The 21,553-nt window shown below is 65.1% G+C and carries 18 protein-coding genes; 6 read left to right on the top strand and 12 right to left on the bottom strand.

What is annotated here, in order from left to right:
* Positions 1 to 10 precede the first annotated feature (10 nt).
* Both apaG and LQG66_RS27145 read left to right on the top strand, forming a co-directional pair.
* Positions 11 to 406 carry a Co2+/Mg2+ efflux protein ApaG gene (gene apaG, locus LQG66_RS27150; RefSeq protein WP_231318693.1) on the top strand — a complete coding sequence of 132 codons (396 nt, stop codon included), beginning with the start codon at positions 11 to 13 and terminating at the stop codon, positions 404 to 406.
* An 805-nt stretch (positions 407 to 1,211) separates the two neighbouring features.
* Entirely contained in the window at positions 1,212 to 2,177 is a 966-nt protein-coding gene (locus tag LQG66_RS27145; RefSeq protein ID WP_231318692.1) for an IS110 family RNA-guided transposase, read from the top strand.
* 356 nt (positions 2,178 to 2,533) lie between these two features.
* On the opposite strand, the gene LQG66_RS27140 is transcribed toward LQG66_RS27145, so the two are convergent.
* Both LQG66_RS27140 and LQG66_RS27135 read right to left on the bottom strand, forming a co-directional pair.
* The gene (locus LQG66_RS27140; RefSeq protein ID WP_231318691.1) at positions 2,534 to 2,914 is read right to left on the bottom strand and encodes a hypothetical protein; all 381 of its coding nucleotides are present in this window, start codon (positions 2,912 to 2,914) and stop codon (positions 2,534 to 2,536) included.
* Between the two features lie 286 nt (positions 2,915 to 3,200).
* Positions 3,201 to 4,211 (bottom strand): Hsp33 family molecular chaperone, encoded by a 1,011-nt coding sequence (locus tag LQG66_RS27135; protein ID WP_231318690.1) that lies wholly within the window; start codon positions 4,209 to 4,211, stop codon positions 3,201 to 3,203.
* Positions 4,212 to 4,369: 158 nt separating this feature from the next.
* Between LQG66_RS27135 and LQG66_RS27130 the strand changes: the two genes are divergently transcribed.
* Positions 4,370 to 4,735, top strand: coding sequence for an endonuclease domain-containing protein (locus LQG66_RS27130; RefSeq protein ID WP_231318689.1), 366 nt, complete (start codon positions 4,370 to 4,372; stop codon positions 4,733 to 4,735).
* Between the two features lie 307 nt (positions 4,736 to 5,042).
* On the opposite strand, the gene argF is transcribed toward LQG66_RS27130, so the two are convergent.
* Complete coding sequence (gene argF, locus LQG66_RS27125; protein WP_231327966.1) at positions 5,043 to 5,969, bottom strand: ornithine carbamoyltransferase; 927 nt, start codon at positions 5,967 to 5,969, stop codon at positions 5,043 to 5,045.
* 8 nt (positions 5,970 to 5,977) lie between these two features.
* Positions 5,978 to 7,189 carry an aspartate aminotransferase family protein gene (locus LQG66_RS27120; protein WP_231318688.1) on the bottom strand — a complete coding sequence of 404 codons (1,212 nt, stop codon included), beginning with the start codon at positions 7,187 to 7,189 and terminating at the stop codon, positions 5,978 to 5,980.
* Positions 7,190 to 7,666: 477 nt separating this feature from the next.
* On the opposite strand from LQG66_RS27120, the gene LQG66_RS27115 reads away from it, so the two are divergent.
* Positions 7,667 to 8,179, top strand: a complete 513-nt coding sequence (locus LQG66_RS27115; RefSeq protein WP_231318687.1) for a GcrA family cell cycle regulator — start codon at positions 7,667 to 7,669, stop codon at positions 8,177 to 8,179.
* Positions 8,180 to 8,309: 130 nt separating this feature from the next.
* Here the strand turns inward: LQG66_RS27115 and LQG66_RS27110 are convergent, their stop codons facing one another.
* The 4 genes from LQG66_RS27110 to LQG66_RS27095 form a co-directional block, all read right to left on the bottom strand.
* Positions 8,310 to 9,617 carry an ATP-binding protein gene (locus LQG66_RS27110; RefSeq protein WP_231318686.1) on the bottom strand — a complete coding sequence of 436 codons (1,308 nt, stop codon included), beginning with the start codon at positions 9,615 to 9,617 and terminating at the stop codon, positions 8,310 to 8,312.
* A gap of 34 nt (positions 9,618 to 9,651) precedes the next feature.
* Complete coding sequence (locus LQG66_RS27105; protein ID WP_231318685.1) at positions 9,652 to 10,707, bottom strand: lysylphosphatidylglycerol synthase domain-containing protein; 1,056 nt, start codon at positions 10,705 to 10,707, stop codon at positions 9,652 to 9,654.
* Between the two features lie 516 nt (positions 10,708 to 11,223).
* Positions 11,224 to 11,529 (bottom strand): hypothetical protein, encoded by a 306-nt coding sequence (locus LQG66_RS27100; protein ID WP_231318684.1) that lies wholly within the window; start codon positions 11,527 to 11,529, stop codon positions 11,224 to 11,226.
* 4 nt (positions 11,530 to 11,533) lie between these two features.
* On the bottom strand, positions 11,534 to 12,928 hold the full coding sequence (locus LQG66_RS27095) for an OmpA family protein (RefSeq protein WP_231318683.1): 1,395 nt from the start codon (positions 12,926 to 12,928) through the stop codon (positions 11,534 to 11,536).
* 164 nt (positions 12,929 to 13,092) lie between these two features.
* On the opposite strand from LQG66_RS27095, the gene LQG66_RS27090 reads away from it, so the two are divergent.
* Both LQG66_RS27090 and LQG66_RS27085 read left to right on the top strand, forming a co-directional pair.
* Positions 13,093 to 14,151, top strand: a complete 1,059-nt coding sequence (locus tag LQG66_RS27090) for a polysaccharide deacetylase family protein (protein ID WP_231318682.1) — start codon at positions 13,093 to 13,095, stop codon at positions 14,149 to 14,151.
* Positions 14,152 to 14,274: 123 nt separating this feature from the next.
* A complete protein-coding gene (locus LQG66_RS27085) occupies positions 14,275 to 15,084 on the top strand; it encodes an SDR family oxidoreductase (RefSeq protein ID WP_231318681.1) in 810 nt (269 codons plus the stop codon).
* A gap of 426 nt (positions 15,085 to 15,510) precedes the next feature.
* Here LQG66_RS27085 and boxB read toward each other — a convergent pair whose 3' ends face one another.
* The 4 genes from boxB to LQG66_RS27065 form a co-directional block, all read right to left on the bottom strand.
* Positions 15,511 to 16,962: a benzoyl-CoA 2,3-epoxidase subunit BoxB gene (gene boxB / locus LQG66_RS27080; RefSeq protein ID WP_231318680.1), complete on the bottom strand. Its 1,452-nt coding sequence runs from the start codon at positions 16,960 to 16,962 to the stop codon at positions 15,511 to 15,513.
* 113 nt (positions 16,963 to 17,075) lie between these two features.
* Positions 17,076 to 18,764, bottom strand: a complete 1,689-nt coding sequence (boxC, locus tag LQG66_RS27075) for a 2,3-epoxybenzoyl-CoA dihydrolase (protein WP_231318679.1) — start codon at positions 18,762 to 18,764, stop codon at positions 17,076 to 17,078.
* Between the two features lie 96 nt (positions 18,765 to 18,860).
* Complete coding sequence (locus LQG66_RS27070) at positions 18,861 to 19,664, bottom strand: alpha/beta fold hydrolase (protein ID WP_231318678.1); 804 nt, start codon at positions 19,662 to 19,664, stop codon at positions 18,861 to 18,863.
* 267 nt (positions 19,665 to 19,931) lie between these two features.
* Positions 19,932 to 21,449 carry a benzoate-CoA ligase family protein gene (locus LQG66_RS27065; protein ID WP_231327965.1) on the bottom strand — a complete coding sequence of 506 codons (1,518 nt, stop codon included), beginning with the start codon at positions 21,447 to 21,449 and terminating at the stop codon, positions 19,932 to 19,934.
* Positions 21,450 to 21,553: the final 104 nt, after the last annotated feature.

The following is a 21,553-nucleotide window of genomic DNA, read 5'->3' as shown; positions in this document are numbered from 1 at the left end:
CAATGCAATCATGTACCGCGCCGTGACTCGCCAGATCGAAGTGACCGTCGAACCGAACTTCTTGCCCGAGAAGTCGTCGGCCGCGGATGGCCGCTGGTTCTGGTCCTATACGGTGGTGATCACCAACAGCAGCGAGCAGACCGTGCAGCTGCGCAGCCGGCGCTGGATCATCACCGATGGCGTCGGCCGCCAGCAGGAAGTCCGCGGCGAGGGTGTGGTGGGCGAGCAGCCGGTGCTCGCGCCCGGCGAGCGCTTCGAATACACCTCCGGTGTGCCGCTCACGACCGCCTCCGGCTTCATGGCCGGCTCCTACCAGATGAAGAGCGAGAGCGGCGAACAGTTCGACATCGAGGTCCCCGCGTTCTCGCTCGACAGCCCCGACGGCGGCAAGCGGGTGTTGAACTAGCCGCGCCGGCATTCGTTTTCGATCGGCCCGGTGGGCCATTTGTTCGATCCTTCGCTGTCGTCGCCCGGCTTGACCGGGCGATCCAGTATTCCGGGAAAGCAGTGATCGACCGCGAGGTCTCGGCGTACTGGATACCCCGCCTGCGCGGGGCATGACGGCAGAACGAGGTGCAGCATCACAGCCTCTCGCTGGCACACTAACAGTCGTGCCATCGCGCTCTCGCGACGCATCCGCGCCCGAGCTTTGTCCATTCGTTCGCCCTCTTCAAAGCTGAGGGCGCAGGGAAGGCCAGGCCTCGGCTGAGGCCTGCGGCCCGCCTGCAGAAAAAAATGCAGGCGGCAGGTACCACAGGTTCAGCCGGAACGACCCGGCCCTCCCTGCGCGACGGTTTTCACGATTATACGCAGTCTCCCTGGTGCGCCGGGCTTTCTGGCCACCATCATCCACGCGAAGCGAAGCTTCATCGTGGACTTGACACCAGCGTCGGGGTGTCAGGACGCTGCGACTTCACGTCCGCACGCTGCCGTTCGTCGGCGCATCCGAAGACACGCTGCGGCAAGACGCGGCCATCGCTCCCCGCCTCGCGTGTCGTGACGATCGCGCGCAACGCCCCTTGTGTTCAGAAAGTCTGTCAGAATATGCGAACGGGCGGTTCTCGCAAAACCGCCCGTCGCTGGATCTGAGCCCGTAACGCCCCAAACGCAGCAGAGCCTGTTTCAGAGCGAGGGACAGCTCCGGTGATCTTCCTCAACCCGAACAGTTGCAAGGGCCTCGAGCCCATACAAGGCAAGGAAGGGAGTGGATGATGACACAAATCGCAAACGGTGTCGCTGGCATCGATGTGGCCAAGGACAAGGTGGACGGCTGCATTCGCAGCCTCGGACTACGGCAGACGTTCCCGAGCACTCCGCACGGGCACCGCCAGCTGTTGACCTTGCTTCGCAAGCACAAGGTGAACAAGGCCGTCATGGAGGCCAGCGGCGGTTATGAGCGCGAGTGGGCCAAGGTGTTGCGCCAGGCCGGGATAGAGGTGCGGATCGTCGATCCCAAGCGGGTTCGCAACTTTGCCCTATCGGCCGGTCGACTGGCGAAGAACGACACGATCGATGCGGAGATGATCGCCTGGTTCGCCGAGACGTTCAACGACGCACCGAGCCAGACCTACGATGCTGCCCGCGAGGAACTGGCGGGACTGGTGAAAGCACGCAAGAACCTGATGGATCTGAAAACCCGTCTGCAGAACCAGAACGAACATGTCGTGCCGGGATTGGCGCAGAAGGCCCATTCCCAGGTGTTGAAGACGCTCGCTGCACAGATTGCGAAGCTCGAGGCTGCGATCTCGGCCAAGGTCAAGGCCACACCGGAGTTTGCCGAGCGCGCCGAGATCATCGAAACTGTGCCAGGGCTTGCCGGCACGACCTCCGCGATCCTCATTGCAGGAGCGCCGGAGCTCGGCAAGGTGAGCGACGAGATCGCCGCCGCCCTGATCGGGGTCGCTCCTTACGACGATGACAGCGGCAAGCGCCGAGGCGAGCGCCACATCAAGGGGGGCCGGCGCTGGGTGAGAAACGGCCTGTTTCTTCCCTGCCTTGGCGCAGCGACCCAGCATAATCCGGTGCTCAAGGCCTACTATGAGCGCCTCACCGCCAAGGGCAAGGAGCCGAAAGTTGCGCTCATCGCCTGCATGCGCAAGCTGATCATCATCCTCAACACGATGATCGCCCGCGGTGAGAAGTGGAATCCTAAGCCACCACGCGTTGCGGTGAGCTGATCGAGCGCCATGCCGCGCTCGGTCCACGACCGAGCGCATGCCAAGCCAACAGGACGGCGAGCGGACGGGGTCAAGGCCTTCAGCCGCCGAAGGCGGGGGCGCGTCTCGCGCCAGCCTTGAGGCCGGCCGCTCGCCGGCCTACCTCAACAGCACAGTTGCTCATGCGGCAACAGGACGCGCGGAAATGTGAGGCTGATTTGCCCGACGGCACAAGCTATTTGTTGCTGCGACAAAGTAACCCGACGGGCAGCGCAATCCGCGCGCAACGAACAGAACGCTGTTTGATCCCCATTGGCTCGGCGGCTCGGCTGCATCGAGCCGCCGCACGGCCTGATCGACAGCTGATACAGAACAACTCACACGACGCGAATGGCGATCGTCACGCGCTTGGCGCTGCCGTTCGGGAAGAAGACTTCGAGCACGACGAGATCGTCGCCGGCATAGCCGCGTTGCGAGACATAGGTCGCCATGATGCCCGGCACACGGCGGGTGTTGCACGCACTGCGGGGATTGCCGGCCGCGAAGGTCGGAAAGACGCCGCCCCTGCGAATGGACACCCTGCCGTGCTCGGGCCCCTGCACGACCCGCAACTCCACCGTGCCAAGCGACGTACAATCGGGGTTGGTCGACGACGCACTGAACAACAGCAACGGCTTGCCGGACGGAATGACCTTTTCGGCCCGGGCCGCTCCCATCGACGACAACAGCAGACCAAACACAACCAACAACACGCGCATGCGAGTGCCCCCAGCACCTGAAACGCCGTGGAACTTAACCGCAGAGGTTGAATACGTCGAGATGCCGTCCCACCAATGAACAGCCTTGTTTCAAGGCTCGTCCGGCGTTCGGACGACGAACGATGATGCACGGCGGGGCCACCCGCCGCTCCGCCGTCATCGCGAGGAGCGAAGCGACGACGCGATCCAGAGCGACGGCAAAGAGTCTGGATTGCTTCGCTTCGCTCGCAATGACGTGGAGAGATTCTTGCCACGCTCGCAGGAAGCGCAGAGCGCGCGGCTTGCCTCAGTTCTCCGTCACGCCGGCTTCATGCGGCGTGAAGTGATAGACCGATGAGCAGAACTCGCAGGTGACGACGACCTTGTCGTCCTGCACCATGTCGGCGCGGTCCTGGGGCGAGAAGCTCTTCAGCATGTTGGCGACCGCGTCGCGCGAGCAGGAGCAGCGCGCCTGCAGCGGGACGAGGTCGAACACGCGCACGCCGCGCTCATGAAACAGGCGATAGAGCAGCCGCTCGCCCGACAGCGCGGGATCGATCAGCTCGATGTCCTCGACGGTCGCGACCAGCGACTGGCCCTCGACCCAGGCCTCGTCCTCTTCAATCGTGTGCGGCTCGGTGCCTTCCGGGGCGTCGCCCGGATCCAGGTCGGCCTGACGGGCGCGTTCCGGCGCCTTGGGCAGGAACTGTGTCAGCAGACCGCCGGCGCGCCAGCGATGCTGGCCACCGCTCCACTCCTCGCCGACGGCGAGGCGCACGCGGGTCGGGATCTGCTCGGAGCGCAGAAAGTATTCGTGCGCCGCCTCCTCCAGGCTGCCGCCTGTGAGCGCGACGAGGCCCTGGTAGCGGCTCATCTCCGGACCCTGGTCGATGGTCATCGCCAGATGGCCCTTGCCGAGCAGGCCGCCGGAGTCCTTGGCCGAATCCTTCAGCTCTTGCAGCCGCGCCTCGTCGTAGCGCGCATAGGCGCGCAGGCGATCGGGCGCCTGGAAGTCGACCACCAGGAACGACACCGGGCCGTCGGTCTGGGTCTGCAGGATGAAGCGGCCGTCGAACTTTAGCGAAGAGCCGAGCAGGGTGGTCAGCACGATGGCTTCGCCCAGCAGCTTGCCGACCGGCGCCGGGTAGGCGTGCTTGGTCAGGATGTCGTCCAGCGCCGGGCCCATGCGGGTGAGGCGACCGCGCAGATCGAGCGCAGCGACCTCGAACGGCAGCACGGCGTCGTCGACCGGCACGGCCGAGGGCGCACGGCTGGTGGTATCGAGATTGATCTCGTTGTCGGGGGAAGAGGCTGTCATGGCGCCTATTTGGGGACGATGCGGGGAAAGTGAAGGGGGTACGGAACCAGCTTATGCCGCAGGCTCGGTATACCCTCTCCCCAGCGCGATCGTGAAGCGATCGTGCGATGTGGGAGAGGGTGGCTCGCATCGACAGATGCGAGCCGGGTGAGGGGTTGGTGCCGCAGACATCGCATCATCGGCCGACAAACAACCGCATCCGCAACTTCGCGAAAGCGATGCGCCGGGCTCCCACCGATGCCGAAGCTGCGATGTGGCACTTGCTGCGCGACCGGCGCCTTTCGCAGTTCAGGTTTCGACGCCAAATGCCATTCCAGAGCTACATCCTCGACTTCGTCTGCTTCGAGCGGCGGCTGGTCATCGAGATCGATGGAAGTCAGCACGCCGATGCAGCCGGCGATCGGACGAGAGACGAAGTGCTCGCCCGAGAAGGATTTAGGGTGGCGCGGTACTGGAACAACGATGTTCTCCAACGACGGACAGCCATTTTGGAGGACATCCTCGTGCAGCTCGCCGAGCGGTGAGAGACCCCTCACCCGGTATGATCGAGCTACGCTCGATCATACCACCCTCTCCCACAAGGGGAGAGGGTGCACCGAACACGCTGCTCGATCTCGAACAAGCATTGAACTAATTCTATCGGCCTATGACGACCGAACGATCAGCCCCATCACAGTGCCCATGACTGCGCCCTCTCCCCTTGTGGGAGAGGGCTACGCAGTCAGCAGCCACAAGCTCACTCGGGTGAGGGGTTGGTGCCACAGATCGAACTCTCAGCTCGGGGCACCCCCTCACCTGAATACGCGGCCCGCTTTTCCCGCGATCAGCGTTTCACGCTCGCTCGCCGAAGCACCAGGCCAAAATGCCCTTCTGCGCGTGCAGGCGGTTCTCGGCTTCGTCGAACACCACCGATTGCGGGCCGTCGATGACCTCGTCGGTGACTTCCTCACCGCGATGCGCCGGCAGGCAGTGCATGAAGATCGCTTCGGGCTTGGCGCGCGCCATCAACTGCGCATTGACCTGATAGGGCTTGAGCAGATTGTGGCGGTGCTCGCCGTCCTTGTCGCCCATCGACACCCAGGTGTCGGTGACGACGCAGTCGGCGTCGGCCACCGCCTCTTCCGCATCATGGCCGAGCTTGATGTCGGCCTTGGTCGCGCGAATGAAGTCCTTCATCACTTTGCCCGGCGACAATTGCGGCGGCGTGGCGACGTTGAGCCTGAACTTGAAGCGCTCGGCCGCATGCGCCCACGACGCCAGCACGTTGTTGTCGTCGCCGGTCCAGGCCACGGTGCGGCCCTCGATCGGCCCGCGATGTTCCTCGAAAGTCATCACGTCGGCCATCACCTGGCACGGATGCGAGCGCCGCGTCAGGCCGTTGATGACCGGCACGGTGGCATGAGCGGCGAGCTCGAGCAGCGCCTCATGGCTGAGGATGCGGATCATGATCGCATCGACATAGCGCGACAGCACGCGCGCGGTGTCGGCGATGGTCTCGCCACGGCCGAGCTGCATCTCGGTGCCGGTCAGCATGATCGCCTCGCCGCCGAGCTGGCGCATGCCGACGTCGAACGACACGCGGGTGCGCGTCGACGGCTTGTCGAAGATCATCGCCAGCACCTTGCCTTCGAGCGGCTTCTTCGCCGGCTGATGTGCCTTCAATGTCTTCTTCATCGCGCTGGACAGCGCCAGCACGTTGCGCAGCTCCTCGACCGGCATTTCGGCGAGATCAAGGAAATGGCGCGGAGTGTTGACCATGGTCTTGCTCATGATGTGGCCGCCTGCTTCGCAGGACCGCCCGATAGCGCGACGCAGGCGCGCTCGAGCATCTCCACCGATTGTTCGATCTCGGATTCATTGACGATCAGCGGCGGCAGGAAACGCACGACGTTGTCGCCGGCGCCGACCGTAAGCAGCTTCTGGTCGCGCAGTGCCGCCACCAGATCGGTCGACGGCACCACCGCCTTGACACCGATCAGCAGGCCCTCACCGCGGATCTCCGAGATCACGTCGGGATGGCGGTCGACGACGGAGGCGAGCTTCTGCTTCAGAAGCAGCGACATCCTGCGGACGTGCTCGAAGAAGCCGGGCGCCAGCATCACGTCGAGCACCGCATTGGCCGCGGACACCGCCAAGGGATTGCCGCCGAAGGTCGAGCCATGCGAGCCCGGCGTCATGCCGGAGGCAGCCTCGGCGGTGGCGAGGCATGCCCCGATCGGGAACCCGCCGCCGAGCGCCTTCGCCAATGACATCACGTCGGGCGTGACGCCGAGCCAGCGATGCGCGAACAGATCGCCGGTGCGACCCATGCCGGTCTGGACCTCGTCGACGACGAGCAGGAGACCATTGTCGTCGCAGAGCTGGCGCAGCGCCTTGTAGAAAGACAGCGGCGCGGTGCGAACACCGCCTTCGCCCTGCACCGGCTCGACCAGGATGCCGGCCGTGTGTGGCCCGATCGCCTTCTTCACCGCCTCGAGGTCGCCGAGCGGGACCTGATCGAAGCCATCCATCGGCGGGCCGAAGCCGTCGAGATATTTGGCCGAGCCGGTGGCCGCGAGCGTCGCCAAGGTGCGGCCGTGGAACGCGCCTTCGAACGTAATGATACGGTAGCGTTCGGGATGGCCCTTGGCGGCGTGATATTTGCGCGTGACCTTGATCGCGCATTCCATCGCCTCGGCGCCCGAATTGGCGAAGAACACGTAGTCGGCGAAGCTCTGCTCGCACAGCCGCGCCGCCAGGCGCTCGCCGTCCGGGCTCTTGAACAGGTTCGACATGTGCCAGAGCTTGGTCGCCTGCTCCTGCAGCGCCTTCACCAGGTGCGGATGCGCATGGCCGAGCGAATTGACGGCAACGCCGGAGGTGAAGTCGAGATAGCGATCGCCATTGGTCGCAATCAGCCACGCGCCTTCGCCGCGATCGAAAGAAAGATCGATCCGGGCGAATACGGGGAGGAGATGCGTAGCGGCAACAGTGGTCATGGCGGATCACATGAGCTTACGGGCTGGCCGAGACACGCGCCGAACGGCGCCGTCGCGCATCAGGGACCCCACCCTGGAAAACAAAATGTGCCGCCTTTTCAAGGCGGCACGTGGAGCCATTGTATGCGGGCGGCGATCGGAGTCAACTACGCGCCAGCTGATCGGCCGCCATGCAGACCCGTGGGATTGCGGACACATGACACAGCTCAAGACCTGCCACATGGAACCACGGAATGTGTGGACTGTGGCCGCCGACTCTTGCGCGAGAGTCACGCCATATTGTAGCGTTTTCAACGTCGAGTACGACATCTCGTGCGGCAGTTCTGATCCCTCTAGCAGTTCGTTGTTGGCGTAACGTCCGGGCGCTTCGCGCGTGCCCGGCGAGGGATAAGGGATTCTGCCGCCAGGGATTTTCTTGAGAAAGGCATCGCAGCGCCGTCCCAGAATTGGCCGGCGCAACGCGAAGGGAAAGGTTCGATGACGGTATTGACCTGGTCTGACGATCGCGTCGAGCAGTTGAAAAAGCTCTGGGAGGCCGGACTATCGGCCAGCCAGATCGCCGCGGAACTCGGAAATGTGACGCGCAACGCCGTGATCGGCAAGGTGCACCGGCTCGGTCTCTCGGGCCGCGCCAAGAGCCCGGCGACCGCGGCACCGCGCCAGCGCAAGGCAGCCCGCCCGGCTCAGCCCATGATGCGGGTGACCCGTCCGGTCGCGCGCGGCAACACGGCACTCGCACAGGTTTTCGAGATCGAGGCGGAGCCCGATCCGGTTGCGTTCGACAACGTCGTGCCGATGAACCAGCGGCTGTCGCTCCTGGAACTCAACGAGGCGACCTGTCACTGGCCGGTCGGCGATCCGTCGAGCCCCGATTTCTTCTTCTGCGGCGGCAGAGCGCTCGCCGGCCTGCCCTATTGCGCGCAGCATTCGCGCGTGGCCTATCAGCCCGCGGCCGACCGCCGCCGCCAGCAGGCCAAGCCGACGCGCTGAACGCGTTGCAAAGGCGGGCGATGAGGATACTCCGCATCGCCCCGCCACCCCGGCCGGCTTCGAGCTTCAGCTGATGACTTCGCCTGATGATGCGCCCGGCTTGCCGCCGGGCCGCATGCGCGCTTGCTGATCAAGCCCCGCGCGCGGGTCTGGACTGGGGAAAGCAGGCCGTGAAGGCCGCGCCATGCCGCGGCACGCTTTCGATCAGCAGCCGGCCGCGATGGCGGTTGAGGATGTGCTTCACCAGCGACAGGCCGAGCCCGGTGCCGCCCTGCGCGCGGCTGTCGCCGACGTCGACGCGATAGAAGCGTTCGGTCAGGCGCGGCAGATGCTCGGGCGCGATGCCGGGACCGAAATCGCGCACCTTGACCCGGATCTCGGGGGTGCCCTCGCCGGAGACGGCCTGCTCCAGCGAGACGATCACGCGCCCGCCCGAGGCGCCGTATTTGAGCGCATTCTCGATCAGGTTCTCGAACACGCGCAGGAGCTCCTCGCGGTCGCCGGCGATGGTGACCGGCGCCTCCGGCAGACTGGTCTCGATCACCACCTGACGCTCGCGCGCCAGCGACTCCAGCCCGTCGGTGACCTGGCGGATGATGGCGACGACGTCGACCAGCGTGTCGGGACGGACATGCGCCGACAGCTCGACCCGCGATAGCGACAGCAGATCGTCGATCAGCCGGGCCATGCGCGTGGCCTGGGTATGCATGATGCCGAGGAAGCGCTCGCGCGCCTTGGGATCGTCCTTCGCGGGCCCCTGCAAGGTGTCGATGAAGCCGGAGAGCGCCGCGAGCGGCGTGCGCAGCTCGTGGCTGGCATTGGCGACGAAATCGGCCCGCATCTCCTCCACGCGGCGCAGCGGGGTCAGGTCGTGGAAGGTCATCAGCATGCATTTGTCGATGCCGCCGAAGGCGGTCGGCACCGGAACGGGGGTGATGACCAGCTCCATCCAGCGGTCGACCGGGACATGGTCGTGATAGGTGGCGCGGCGGGTCTCGGTGGCGGCGATCGCCTCGCGCAGCGCCGTGATGATCTCCGGCGTGCGCAGCGCGAACTGGGCGAGCTCGCCCTTGCGCAATGCGGGTGCGAGCTGCGCCGCCGCCGCATTGAGATGGATGACGCGGCCGGCGCGGTCGAGCAGCACGGCGGGATCCGCGATGCCGTCCACCACGGCGCTCACGGCCGGCGCCTCGACCGGATTGGCGTGACGCTCGTCCTCCCGCTTGGCGACCGTGCCATGCAGCTGCCACGGCACCAAAGCGGCGGCAGCGATGCACAGAAACACCGCGAGCGCGCGCAACGGCAGCAACTCGTCGAGCAGCACCAAGCCTGCCAGCGCCAGCGCCGCCGCCAGCAGAATGATGGCGGAATGCCGCAGCCGGTCCGGCCAGGGGGTGAAGATCGTCAGAGGAGAGTGGGAGGGAGCGTCGAGGGCCATCGAGTCCTACTCTTCCTCTTCTGGAAAAACCGCATCAGGCGCCGGAATCGCTGCGCTTCCTCACATAAGCGGCTTCGGGCGGAGGGCTTGGATCGAGGCTGAGGGCGGCCTGGCGCAGCCGCTTCGACCGCGTGCTGATGATAACCTCGCGAAACGTCAGCAAGATTACAGAAATGAGGAACGGCGCCAAATAATACAGCATGCGGAACAGCAGCATCCCGGCCAGCAGCTCCTCCCGGTCCATCTGCCAGAGCCCGACCAGCATCGCGGCATCGAACACGCCGAGGCCGCCCGGCGAATGGCTGGCGAAGCCGAGCAGGGTGGCCGAAACGAAGATCACGGCGACCACGACAAAGCCGAGATTGGGCTCGTCGGGCACCAGAACGTACATCGCGAGCGCGCAGAAGCCGAGGTCGACGATGCCGATCACGATCTGCAGCAGGGTCAGCGGCCCGCCCGGCAGCACCACGGTCCAAGGCCCGCGGCCGACCACCCGCGGCTTGGTCCAGACCCAGGCCACGTAGCCCATCAGCCCGATCAGGATGCCGATCGCGGCCATCCGGTTCAGCCATGGCGGCAGCTGATCGATGGCGGCCGCCGCTTCCGGATGATAGCTGATGCCGAGCCCAAGCACGGCGGCATTGCCGAGCCAGAACGTCAGGCCGGCGAGAAAGCAGATCTTGGCGACGTCGATCGCGTTCAGCCCATAGGCCGAATAGATGCGGTACCTTACGGCCCCGCCCGTGAACACGCTGGCGCCGACATTGTGGCCGATCGAATAGCTGGTGAAGGCCGCCAGCGCATTGATGCGGTACGGAATGTGGTCGTTCCCGATCGTACGGACAGCGAACAGATCGTAGAAGGTGAGCGTGAAATAGCCGGCCGCGACGAACAAGGCCGCGAGCGCAATCTGGTGCGGCTCCGTGCTCTTGATGGCCTCGAGCACCTCGTAAGTGTCGATGCCCCGCAGCATGTGGTAGAGGACGTAGCAGGCAATCGCGATCACCGCGATGCTGACCAGCACACCGAGCTTGTGCAGGACTTGCTTCTCGCGCAGGAACGTAGCCGCTCTGCGTATGGCTTCAAGCATCTACACCTCTAACCGTGATCCGGTCACGACCGCTCGACGACAGGGCGCCCCGGAGGTCGCCACGTCATCTGCGCATACAACGCCGTCGTAGCGCGTTTCGGCGCATTGTGGAACACGGGCGGTGTGAACAAAGATCATACACATGGGATATACTTAGCAGGCTTCACGGAAATGCGATGCACCGTTTTGCCGCATATGGGGCAGACGCATGGTCCCGACCAGCCTGCGCGCGCCCCGGTTAAACTTCGGTGAGGGGAGCCGGCTCCCGGAGCTTGCCGGGAGGCGCGGCCGAGAAGAGGGAGCGGCATCACCAAACGATAGTCGTCCGATCCGGCTTTGACAGGTTCCGGCGTCGTCAAACCTTCGTGTCTCGGGCCGCGATCCCGCGCCAGGCATCGGCGATGTTGCTCCGCAGTACGAACAGCGCCCCGTCCTGCCGGACCCGCGCAGCCCATGGAGCTCGGATCAAGCGGGAAACCGAGCGGACGGCGCGGGACGATGGCGCCGGCCGGCGGCTCAGGCCGCCGATCGCTGCCGCATGCTGCGCATGACCACCAGCGCCCGCAGCCAGGTCCCGATGGCGCAGCCCACGAGATAGGGCACGAACAGAAGCAGCAGCAGCTCGAGCCAATAGCCGGCACGGCCCGGCACCAGACAGGCCACGGCCGCCGCGACCAGAAGCGCGGCCAGGGCCGACAGCAGCAGCGTCAGCAGGCGCGATAGGCCGGGCGCCCTGTGCACCACGGCGACCCACCCCATGGCGAGCCCGATGACGAAGGCGCCCGCCAGCCAGGCCCAATGAAACGCGACGAGATAGGCCATGTCGTTACCTCACCACGAAATCGATGCGCCGGTTCTGGGCCCGGCCGTCGCCGGTATCGTTCGACGCCACCGGCTGGGTGCTGCCATAGCCGACCGCGGCGAAACGGTCGACCGGCAGGCCGGCCCTGACCAGATAATCGACCACCGCCTGGGCCCGCTTTTCCGACAAGGTCTGATTGGCCGCTTCGTCGCCCTCGGCGTCGGTGTGACCGGCGATCTCGACATTGGCTCCGGGACAGCGCATCGCGATCTCGACCAGCCGGTCCAGAAGGCCGGTGGAGTCGCGGTCGAGGTCGCTCCGCCCGGTCTCGAAGCGGATCCTGGCCTTGCCGAGCAGTTCGGAGAACAGCTGCTGGCACACCGTCGGATCGACGGGGGCGGCCGCAGGCTTGACGGTGATGTCGGCCTTCACCTGCCAGCCCTGGGGCACATCTTTGGCAAGCCCGGTCCGGATCTGGACGGCCGCAGCATCATAGAGGGCATCGCCGGACAGCTTGATGTCGCGATCGGAGACCACCAGCGTGCCCGTCGACAGCCGCGACAATGCGCCGAGCGCTGGCACCACCGCGTTCACGAAGTTCGACGGCGCGCCGATGCTGTTCTTGAGATTGTCGACGACCTTCTCGTTGAAGAACTTGCGGGATGAAGACCCGACCACGACGGCATGGATGTTCTCGTCAGGCGCGTTGCCCGACAGGGTCACGGTGACCGCGACTGGATCCTTGTAGGCCTGGAAGATGTAGGGCGGCGCCTTGACCTCGTTGCTGGCGACCTTGAAGCCGTCGGGCAGCTTGGCCAGCGCCGCGGCCACGGCTTCGCGGCCGCCGAGCTCGCGCGCCATGCCGGTCAGCGTGACATCGCCGTCGGAGATGGTGAATTTGCCGTCCTTCAGCCTGCCGATCTGGCCGATCATGAGCAGCGCGGCATCTTCGAAGTGGGGCGGCGCGCCGCGCGCAAGAGCCATCTGGTCCGCCACCTCGACACCCTGCAGCGCAGCGCGCGTCGCCTCCACGAGCTTGGATTTGAGTGCGGGCAGCGGCGCAGTGCCGCCCAGCGTCACCCTGACGACGTCCCGTTCGGCAGACCACACGAACGGCTTGGCCTCGGGCACCAGCCGGGTCTGGTCGTTGACGAGACGCACGCCGGCCACGGCATCGACGGCGGCCACCGCATCGCGGCGCCCAGCCTCGGAGAAGGCATCGGCGCGCAAGTAGACGTCGCGACCGTCGACCACAATGTTCGTCTTGTCGAGGACGGCGCCCTTGAGTGCGGCCGAACTGCGGCCGGCGAGATCATTTTCGAGAGGAACGGTGCTGGTCCACGCCGCGAAGCCCCAAAGCACGATCAGCGGGATGACGCCGGGCCACCATTTGCCGCTCCACTTGAAAAGTCCACGCATTCGCCATCCGTCGTATCGAGGAAGCAGAGAGAAAACAAACCCTTGCATGCCTGTCAAACCGGAAATGAACAGCACCTTCCGGTACGTTGCGACCTCCGGGCTAAGGTTTTCTTCAGCGATGGTCGGTAACCTTGTCCCGACACCCACCGGGCCGCATATTTCACATGAGGCGATTTCGCAAAACCTTTATTCGCGCCGGCCTGGAAGCGCTTTACCTGAGCGGCGCGCATGTCTGGCTGCGTCCGATCTTTTCAGGCGTCGGGGCGATCTACACGCTGCATCACGTGCGGCCGCGCCGCGACGCGGATTTTCAGCCCAATGGTCATCTCGAGGTCACGCCCGACTTCCTGCGCGAGATGCTGTCGCATCTGCACGACCATGACATCGAGATCATCACGCTCGACGAAATGCACCACCGGCTGGTGGAGCAGAACTTCACGCGCCGCTTCGCCTGCTTCACCTTCGATGACGGCTATCGCGACAATCGCGACTTCGCGCTGCCGATCATGCGCGAATTCGGCGCGCCGTTCACGATCTATGTCACCAGCGATTTCGCCGCAGGCCGCGGCAGGCTGTGGTGGGTCACGCTGGAGCTCCTGATTGCGCGGACGCAGGAGATCGAAGTCGAGATCGGCGGCCTCGCGCTGAAGCTCGACACATCGACGCCTTCAGCCAAATGCGTGACGTTTCAGCGCCTGCACGACTGGCTGCGCACGTTGCCGGGCGAGCATGACCTCCGGCGCGAGATCAGCACATTATGCGCGCGGCACGGCATCGACGAAGCATCGATCTGCCGCGAGCTCTGCATGTCCTGGGACGAGCTGCGGGCGCTCTCGGCCGAGCCGCTGGTCACGATCGGCGCCCACTCGATCAGTCACTGCAATCTCGCCAAGCAGACCGAGGAGACCGCGACAGCCGAGATCGCCGGAAGCCGCGCCCTCATCGAGAATGAGCTGCAGCGACCCGTGCTGCACATGGCCTACCCTTACGGCGATCGCGCGGCCGCATCGCAGCGCGAGTTCGTGCTCGCCGCCGCCAGCGGCTTCAAGACCGCCGTCACCACGCGTCCCGGCATGATCTTCGCCGAGAGCGCCGAGCATCTCACCGCACTGTCGCGCGTCTCGCTCAACGGCCACTATCAGGACGCCCGGGTGCTGCCCGTCCTGACCTCCGGCGCGGCCACCGCGATGTGGAACGGCTTCCGCCGCATCGACGCGGCGTAAGCGATCCTCCGTCACGATTACGCCCCACCTCGGCACTGCCCGCCGTCGTACGACCGCGTCTCACTTGACAGCACCGATGTGCCCCGCTCACAACCGCAATCGATAAAAGAAACGGGAGGCGTCATGCTCAGAAATCTGTTTTCACTCGAGGGGCGCATCGCGCTCGTCACCGGCGGCTCGCGCGGCATCGGCAAGATGATCGCGACCGGCCTGCTCGCGCACGGCGCGGCGCGGGTCTACATCACCGCGCGCAAGGCCGGCCCCTGCGAGGAGACCGCCAAGGCGCTGTCGGCCGAGTATGAGGGCGAATGCATCGCGCTGCCGATCGACATCTCGACGATGGCCGGCATCGACATGCTCGCGGCTGAGATCAAGAAGCGCGAACCGAAGCTCGACATTCTCGTCAACAATGCGGGGGCGGCTTGGGGCGCCGACTTCGACGAGTTTCCCGAGAGCGGTTGGGACAAGGTAATGAACCTCAACCTGAAGACGCCGTTCTTCCTGACCAAGGCGCTTGCAGCTCCCTTGCGCGCGGCGGCCAGCGCCGAGCGGCCCGCGAAGGTGATCAACATCGCCTCGATCGACGGCATCTTCGTCAACCCGCTGGAGACGTATTCCTACGCCGCGAGCAAGTCCGGGCTGATTCATCTGACGCGGCGGATGGCGGCGAAGCTGATCCACGACCACATCGTGGTGACGGCGATTGCGCCGGGTCCGTTCAAGTCCGACATGAACAAGGCCGCGCGCGACAATGCCGATGAGGTCGCCGCGCGCGTGCCGGCGGGCAGGGTCGGCACCGACGAGGACATGGCGGGTACGGCGATCTTCCTCGCCTCACGCGCGGGAGACTACGTTGTGGGCAATACGATCGCCGTCGATGGCGGCATCGTCTACGCGAACCCGGGGATTCCGGGCGCGGGATGGGATAGCTGAGGCCGAGACGGCAACTCCACAAATAGTGTCGTCCCTGCGAACGCAGGGACCCATAACCACCGCCGGCAATCGTAGCGCACGACGACTGCCACGGTGCTCTCACCGCGACATCACGCGGTATGGGTCCCGGCTCAAGGCCGGGACGACACCGATGTTGGGACTACGCGCTTGCGATCGCGGCAGAGCGCGCGCGGATGCAAACCTTGGGATACTCGACGCCGCACGTGATAATTGAGGTCGATACGTAGCCGCACCAACGGCGGCGTCCCTGCGAAAGCAGGGACCCATAACCACCACCGTCAATTGTAGCGCACGGCGACTGCCAAGGTGCTCTTAACCGCGACATCACGCGGTATGGGTCCCGGGTCGGCGCCCGACGCCGCTGCGCGGCGTCAGGCTTGTCCGGGACGACACCGGGGTTGGGGATCAGGTCTCGATCTTCACATACTCGAAGTCACCCGGCTTGTTGTCGATGCCGACCTTGGGCGCGGCGATCCACGAGGCGTATTCACCGATCTCGGTGACGGGCTGCATCAGCGAGGCGATGTAGGCGCCGTCGTCGGTCGACGGCAGCCAGTCGCCCTTGCGCTTCTGCCAGGTGCCCTCGTCGATCAGGATGCCGTCGGGCGTGGCATTGACGTCCTTGAACTCGCCGATCGCGCGGTGGAAGGCGGTATGCGGCAGCTTGAGCTCGAACTCATAGCCGGCCGTGGTGATGATCTTGTTCCAGCGCAGCAGGCCCTTGATGCAGTCCTGCGAGTAGTCGTCGCGCAGCCGCATGTTGAGCGCGGTCAGCGCCGGCTCGTCGACCCGCTTGATCTCGCCGTCGACGAACTTCAGCACCGGATAGGTGGCGTTCTTGAGCTGGTGGTCGTCCTGGATCTGGGTCTCGTGATAGCGGCCCTTGATGCCGGAATTGAAGGCGTTGGCGGCGTTGGTCGAGACCTCCGAGCCGAACAGGTCGAGCGACAGCGTGTAGTGCAGGTTCAGCTTCTTCTGGATCGTCGGCAGGTCGATCACGCCGAGCGCACGCACGCGTGCGATATCGGTGGGATCATCGATGCCGGCGGCGCGCATCGCTTCCACGGTGCGCTGGATGACACGGCCGACGCCGGTCTCGCCGACGAACATGTGGTGCGCCTCCTCCGTCAGCATGAAGCGGCAGGTGCGCGACAGCGGATCGAAGCCGGACTGCGCGAGGCTGTGCAGCTGCATCTTGCCGTCGCGGTCGGTGAAGTAGGTGAACATGAAGAACGACAGCCAGTCCGGCGTCTTCTCGTTGAAGGCGCCGAGCATGCGTGGGCTGTCCGCATCGCCCGAGCGGCGGCGCAGCAGCTCATCGGCCTCCTCGCGGCCGTCGCGGCCGAAATACTTCTGCAACAGGTACACCATCGCCCAGAGGTGACGGCCCTCCTCGACGTTGACCTGGAACAAATTGCGCATGTCGTAGAGCGACGGCGCGGTCTTGCCGAGATGGCGCTGCTGCTCGACCGAGGCCGGCTCGGTGTCGCCCTGGATCACGATCAGGCGGCGCATCAGCGCGCGATATTCGCCGGGGACCTCCTGCCAGGCCGGCTCGCCAAAATGCTCGCCGAACGGAATCTTGCGGTCTTCCTCCTGCGGAGCAAGCAGGATGCCCCAGCGATAATCCGGCATCTTGACGTAGTCGAACTTGGCCCAGCCGCGCGGATCGACCGAATAGGCCGTGCGCAGATACACCAGCGACTGCTGGAATCCCTCGGGGCCCATGTCGTTCCACCAGTCGACATAGCCGGGATGCCAGCCCTCCAACGCCTTCAGGACCTGACGGTCCTCGGCGAGATTCACGTTGTTCGGAATCTTGGTCGAGTAGTCGACGTTCATGATGTTCATGTTCATGGAGACCTCCCGGGTGGCATTGGTTGTTGGAGGCGAGTAGCGAATGGAGAGTAGCGAATAGGGATTCTCGACATCCGTCCCTATTCGCTATTCGGCACTCGCCATTCGCTCCCTTACACTCGCGTCATGTCGTACTGCGGCCGCTCGCCGGTGCCGTAGCGCCGGAGCGCACCCTCCTCGCCGACCGCGTTGGGCCGCTGGAAGATCCAGTTCTGCCAGGCGGTGAGGCGCGCGAAGATCTTCGATTCCATCGTCTCGGGACCGGCGAAGCGCAGATTGGCTTCGAGGCCGGTCAGGCTGTCCGGCGAGAAGCTGGCGCGCTCCTCGAGGAACACGCGGATCTCGTCTTCCCAATCGATGTCGTCGAGCGCGAAGGTGACGAGCCCGAGCTCCTCGGCCTCGTCGGCCTCGATCGGCCGGCCGACCTGCTCGCGCACGCGCTCCAGCTCGGCAGGGTCGGCGAGGAAACGCGACTGCAGCCGTGTCAGGCCGTGGCTCATCGGATAGGGGCCGAAGTTCATCGCCGACAATTCGATCGACGGCGCCGGACGGTTGTCGCCCTGGATGGTGCCGATCAGCATGTAGGAGCGGTCGGATGCGAACACGAGTTCGGCCAGCGTGCCGGCGAAGCACGAGCCGGGCTCGACCAGGGTGACCAGCGTGCGCGAGGTGACGTCGACGCGCTTCAGCACGCGCTTCCAATAATGTCGGATCTCGTTGACCAGCCAATGCGCCTTGTTGGCTTCCAGAAAGGCGTCATGGGCGAGCACCTGGGTGCGGTCGCCATGCGACTTGAACACCAGCATGGCGATGCCGAGCTCGTTGATGCGCAGATGCAGGATGGCATCGTCGAGCTCACGCGCGACCTGCAGCGGCCAGAACGAGGCGCCCAATGCGATCATGCCGTCGATATCGGCCGGCGGCGCGACTTCCGGGGCCGTGATCGTGATGGTGGCGATGCGAGCCTCGCGGTCGAGGTCGACATTGACGAAGCCGTAGCGCACGCTGGTGGCGTCGATCACGCGCTTGAGCGGCGTGAGCTGAACACCCTTGCCGCTGCCGTTGCGCTTGGAGGCAGCCGCGAACTCCTTGGCGCGCTCGGCGACCTTGGCGTCGACCTTGGAGTTCGGCGCGATCTCATCGACCAGCCGCCACTGCACCGCGCGCTTGCCCTTGACGCCCTCTTCCGTCGTGCAGAACGCGTCGGCACGGTCGCGCCGCACCTTGCGCTTGTCGACGACGCGCGTCAGGCCGCCGGTGCCGGGCAGCACGGCCAGCAACGGCACCTCCGGCAGCGACACCGACGACGAGCCGTCATCGGCGAGGACGATGTGGTCGGTGGCGAGCGCGAGCTCATAGCCGCCGCCGGCCGCCGTGCCGTTCACCACCGTGATGAAGCGCTGGCCGGAATTCTCGGATGAATCCTCGAAGCCGTTGCGGGTCTCGTTGGTGAACTTGCAGAAGTTGACCTTGTGGGCATGGGTGGCGCCCGCGAGCATGCGGATGTTGGCGCCGGCGCAGAACACGCGCGGCTTGGCCGAGCGCAGCACCACGACCTTGACCTCGGGGTGCTCGAAGCGCAGCCGCTGCACGGCGTCGGCGAGCTCGATGTCGACACCGAGATCATAGGAATTGAGCTTGAGCTGGTAGCCCTCGAACAGGCCGCCATTCTCGTCGACGTCCATGGCGAGCGTCGCCACGTCACCGTCGATCGAGAGCTTCCAATGCCGATAGCGAGAGGGATCGGTCTGGAAATCGATGAACGTCTTGCCTCCCGCGAGCACGCGGTCTTCCCCGGCCATGAGTCACCCTTACGTTGGAGTGCTTATCGTTGAGATGCACAATAATTCATGTTATGGTCGGCGTCTATCAAAAAACGCCGGAACATGCACTTTGTTTCATGTTCGTGATATCGGGGCAGGCAGAGTTGCCGCTGCGAACTCGGCGATGACCCGCAAGGTGGCGTCCGGCGCTTCGCGGTGCGGGGAATGGCCGGTCTTGGGCAGCATCGTCACCTCGACCGGGCAGTAGCACTCCTCCCGGATGATCTCGACCTGGCGGACAGTGCCGTACTGGTCGTCGAGGCCCTGGATGACGGCGACGGGCACGCGGATGTAGGCGAGAAAGTCGGTGATGTCCCAAGTCCGGAACGCCGGGTCGAGCCAGGCACCGTTCCAGCCATGGAACGCGTTGTCGACGTCTTTGTGCCAACGCCCGAGCTTGGCGCGCAGCTCCGTGGTCTCATAGACCGTCTTGATCGTGGCTATGGACGAGACCGAGACGTCCTCGACGATGACATGCGGCGCGATCAGCACGATGCCGTCGAGGCGATGATCCGCACGGCTGCCGGCGTAGATGGCGGCGATCGAGGCGCCGTCGGAATGGCCGACCAGAAGCCCGCGCCGGAAGCCGATTTGATCCAGCAGCTTCGGCAGCACCTCGCGCGCCTCGCGCTGCATGTAGTCGAGCGGACGCGGCAAGGTCACCGGCGTCGACGCGCCGTAGCCGGCGCGCGAATAGGCGAACACCGAGGCGCCGGTTTGCTGCTGCAGCTTGTCCGGAAAGTCGCCCCACAGGCCGACAGAGCCGAGGCCTTCATGCAAGAGCACGATGCACGGCGCGTCGGAGGGCTGTGGGCCGATCAGGCGATATTCGAGAGCGGTGGAGTCGATGGTGAGGAAGCCTGCTGCAGCCAAGGTCATCGCGATCTCCGCGCGGAACTAATGATGGAAGATGCCCTCTCGGCACGCTCCGTGCTCACCTCACCCCGCTTGCGGGGAGAGGTAGGATTGCATCGAAGATGCAATCCGGGTGAGGGGGTACAGGTCTCACCATCCGCACCACCCGCGCGGCTGCCCCTCACCCCAACCCTCTCCCCGTAAGAACGGGGCGAGGGAGCGCACTAACACTGTGTTGAGAGATCGAATCCAACTCCTAAGACTCGTAGGGCGACCCCGCCCGAATAATAGCTAATGCGCCCCCTCGCGCAGCTTGAAGCGCTGGATCTTTCCGGTCGCGGTCTTCGGCAAAGCGTCCACCACCTCGATCCAGCGCGGATATTTCCACGGCCCGATCTTCTGCTTGACGTGCTCCTTGAGCGCCTCGTGCAAGGTCGAGCGATCGACGCTCGGGCGCAGCACGACATAGGCCTTTGGCTTCAACAGCCCTTCCGGGTCGGCTTCCGGCACGACGGCGGCTTCCAACACGGAGGGATGGGTGATCAGCGCGCTCTCGACCTCGAACGGCGACACCCAGATGCCGGACACCTTGAACATGTCATCGGATCGGCCGCAGAAGGTGTAGCGGCCCTCGGCATCGCGGACATATTTGTCGCCGGTGCGGGTCCAATAGCCCTCGAAGGTCGAGCGGGTCTTGTGGCGCTGATTCCAGTAGCCCTCGCCGGCCGACGGCGCATGCACCAGCATCTCGCCGACCTCGCCGTCCGGCACGCCCTCGCCGGCCTCGTTGACGAGCCGCACCTGATAGCCCGGCACGGGACGGCCGGAGGAGCCGTATTTGATGTCGCCGGGCACGTTCGACAGGAAGATGTGCAGCAGCTCGGTCGAGCCGACACCATCGAGGATGTCGACGCCGAAGCGAGTCTTCCAGGCATTGCCGACCGATTCCGGCAGCGCCTCGCCGGCCGAGGTGCAGATGCGCAGACGCGTGCCCGCCGTCTCGTGGCGCAACGATTCGTCGTGCAGCATCGCCGCGAACAAGGTCGGCACGCCGTAGAAGATGGTCGGGTTGTAGCGGTTGAGCAGCTTGAACATCAGCGCCGGCGTCGGACGCTCGGAATTGAGGATGGTGGTGGCGCCGACCGACAGCGGAAAGGTGAGCGCATTGCCGAGCCCATAGGCGAAGAACAGTTTTGCAGCCGACAGGCAGATATCGTCCTCGCGGATACCCAGTACCTGGCTGGCGTAGGTTTCAGCGGTCGCGGCGAGATTGCCGTGCAGATGGCGCACGCCCTTGGGCATGCCGGTCGAGCCGGACGAATACAGCCAGAACGCCGGCTCGTCCTCGTGGGTCGCCACCGTCTCGAACTGATCGCTCTCGCGCGCGAGCTCCTCAGTGAGCAGCTTATGGCCGAACGCGTCTGAGCCGGAGACGACGACGCAATCGAGATCGGCCATCCGCCCGACGATGTCCTTCACCGCGGGATACAGCGCCTCGGAGACGAACAGCACCCGGGCGCGGCAGTCCGCGAGCACATAGGCATATTGCTCCGACGTCAGCAGCGTGTTGAGCGGCACCGGGACGATGCCGGCGCGCATGGCGCCGAGAAACACCGCGGGAAAATCGACCGTATCGAGCATGATCATCGCCACGCGCTCCTCGCGGCGGACGCCGAGGCGACGCAGCATGTTGGCGACGCGGCAGGTCTGCTGCTGCAGGGCCCGATAGGTCAGCTCGGAGACCGTGTCCGTGTAGGCGAGCTTCTCGCCACGGCCCGCCTCGACATTGCGGTCAAGCAACCACGACACCGCATTGTACGACTTCACGGCATTCTCCCCGGATTTTTGAATTATAATTCATAGAAGGCCACCAACGGCGCTTGCTGTCAATCCTTCCCGGCATTATGTTTCCG

Origin of the sequence: Bradyrhizobium ontarionense (assembly GCF_021088345.1) — a bacterium.
GTDB classification, from domain to species: domain Bacteria; phylum Pseudomonadota; class Alphaproteobacteria; order Rhizobiales; family Xanthobacteraceae; genus Bradyrhizobium; species Bradyrhizobium ontarionense.
The sequence above is the reverse complement of the archived record's forward strand: the minus strand, read 5'-3'. Positions and strand labels throughout refer to the sequence as shown.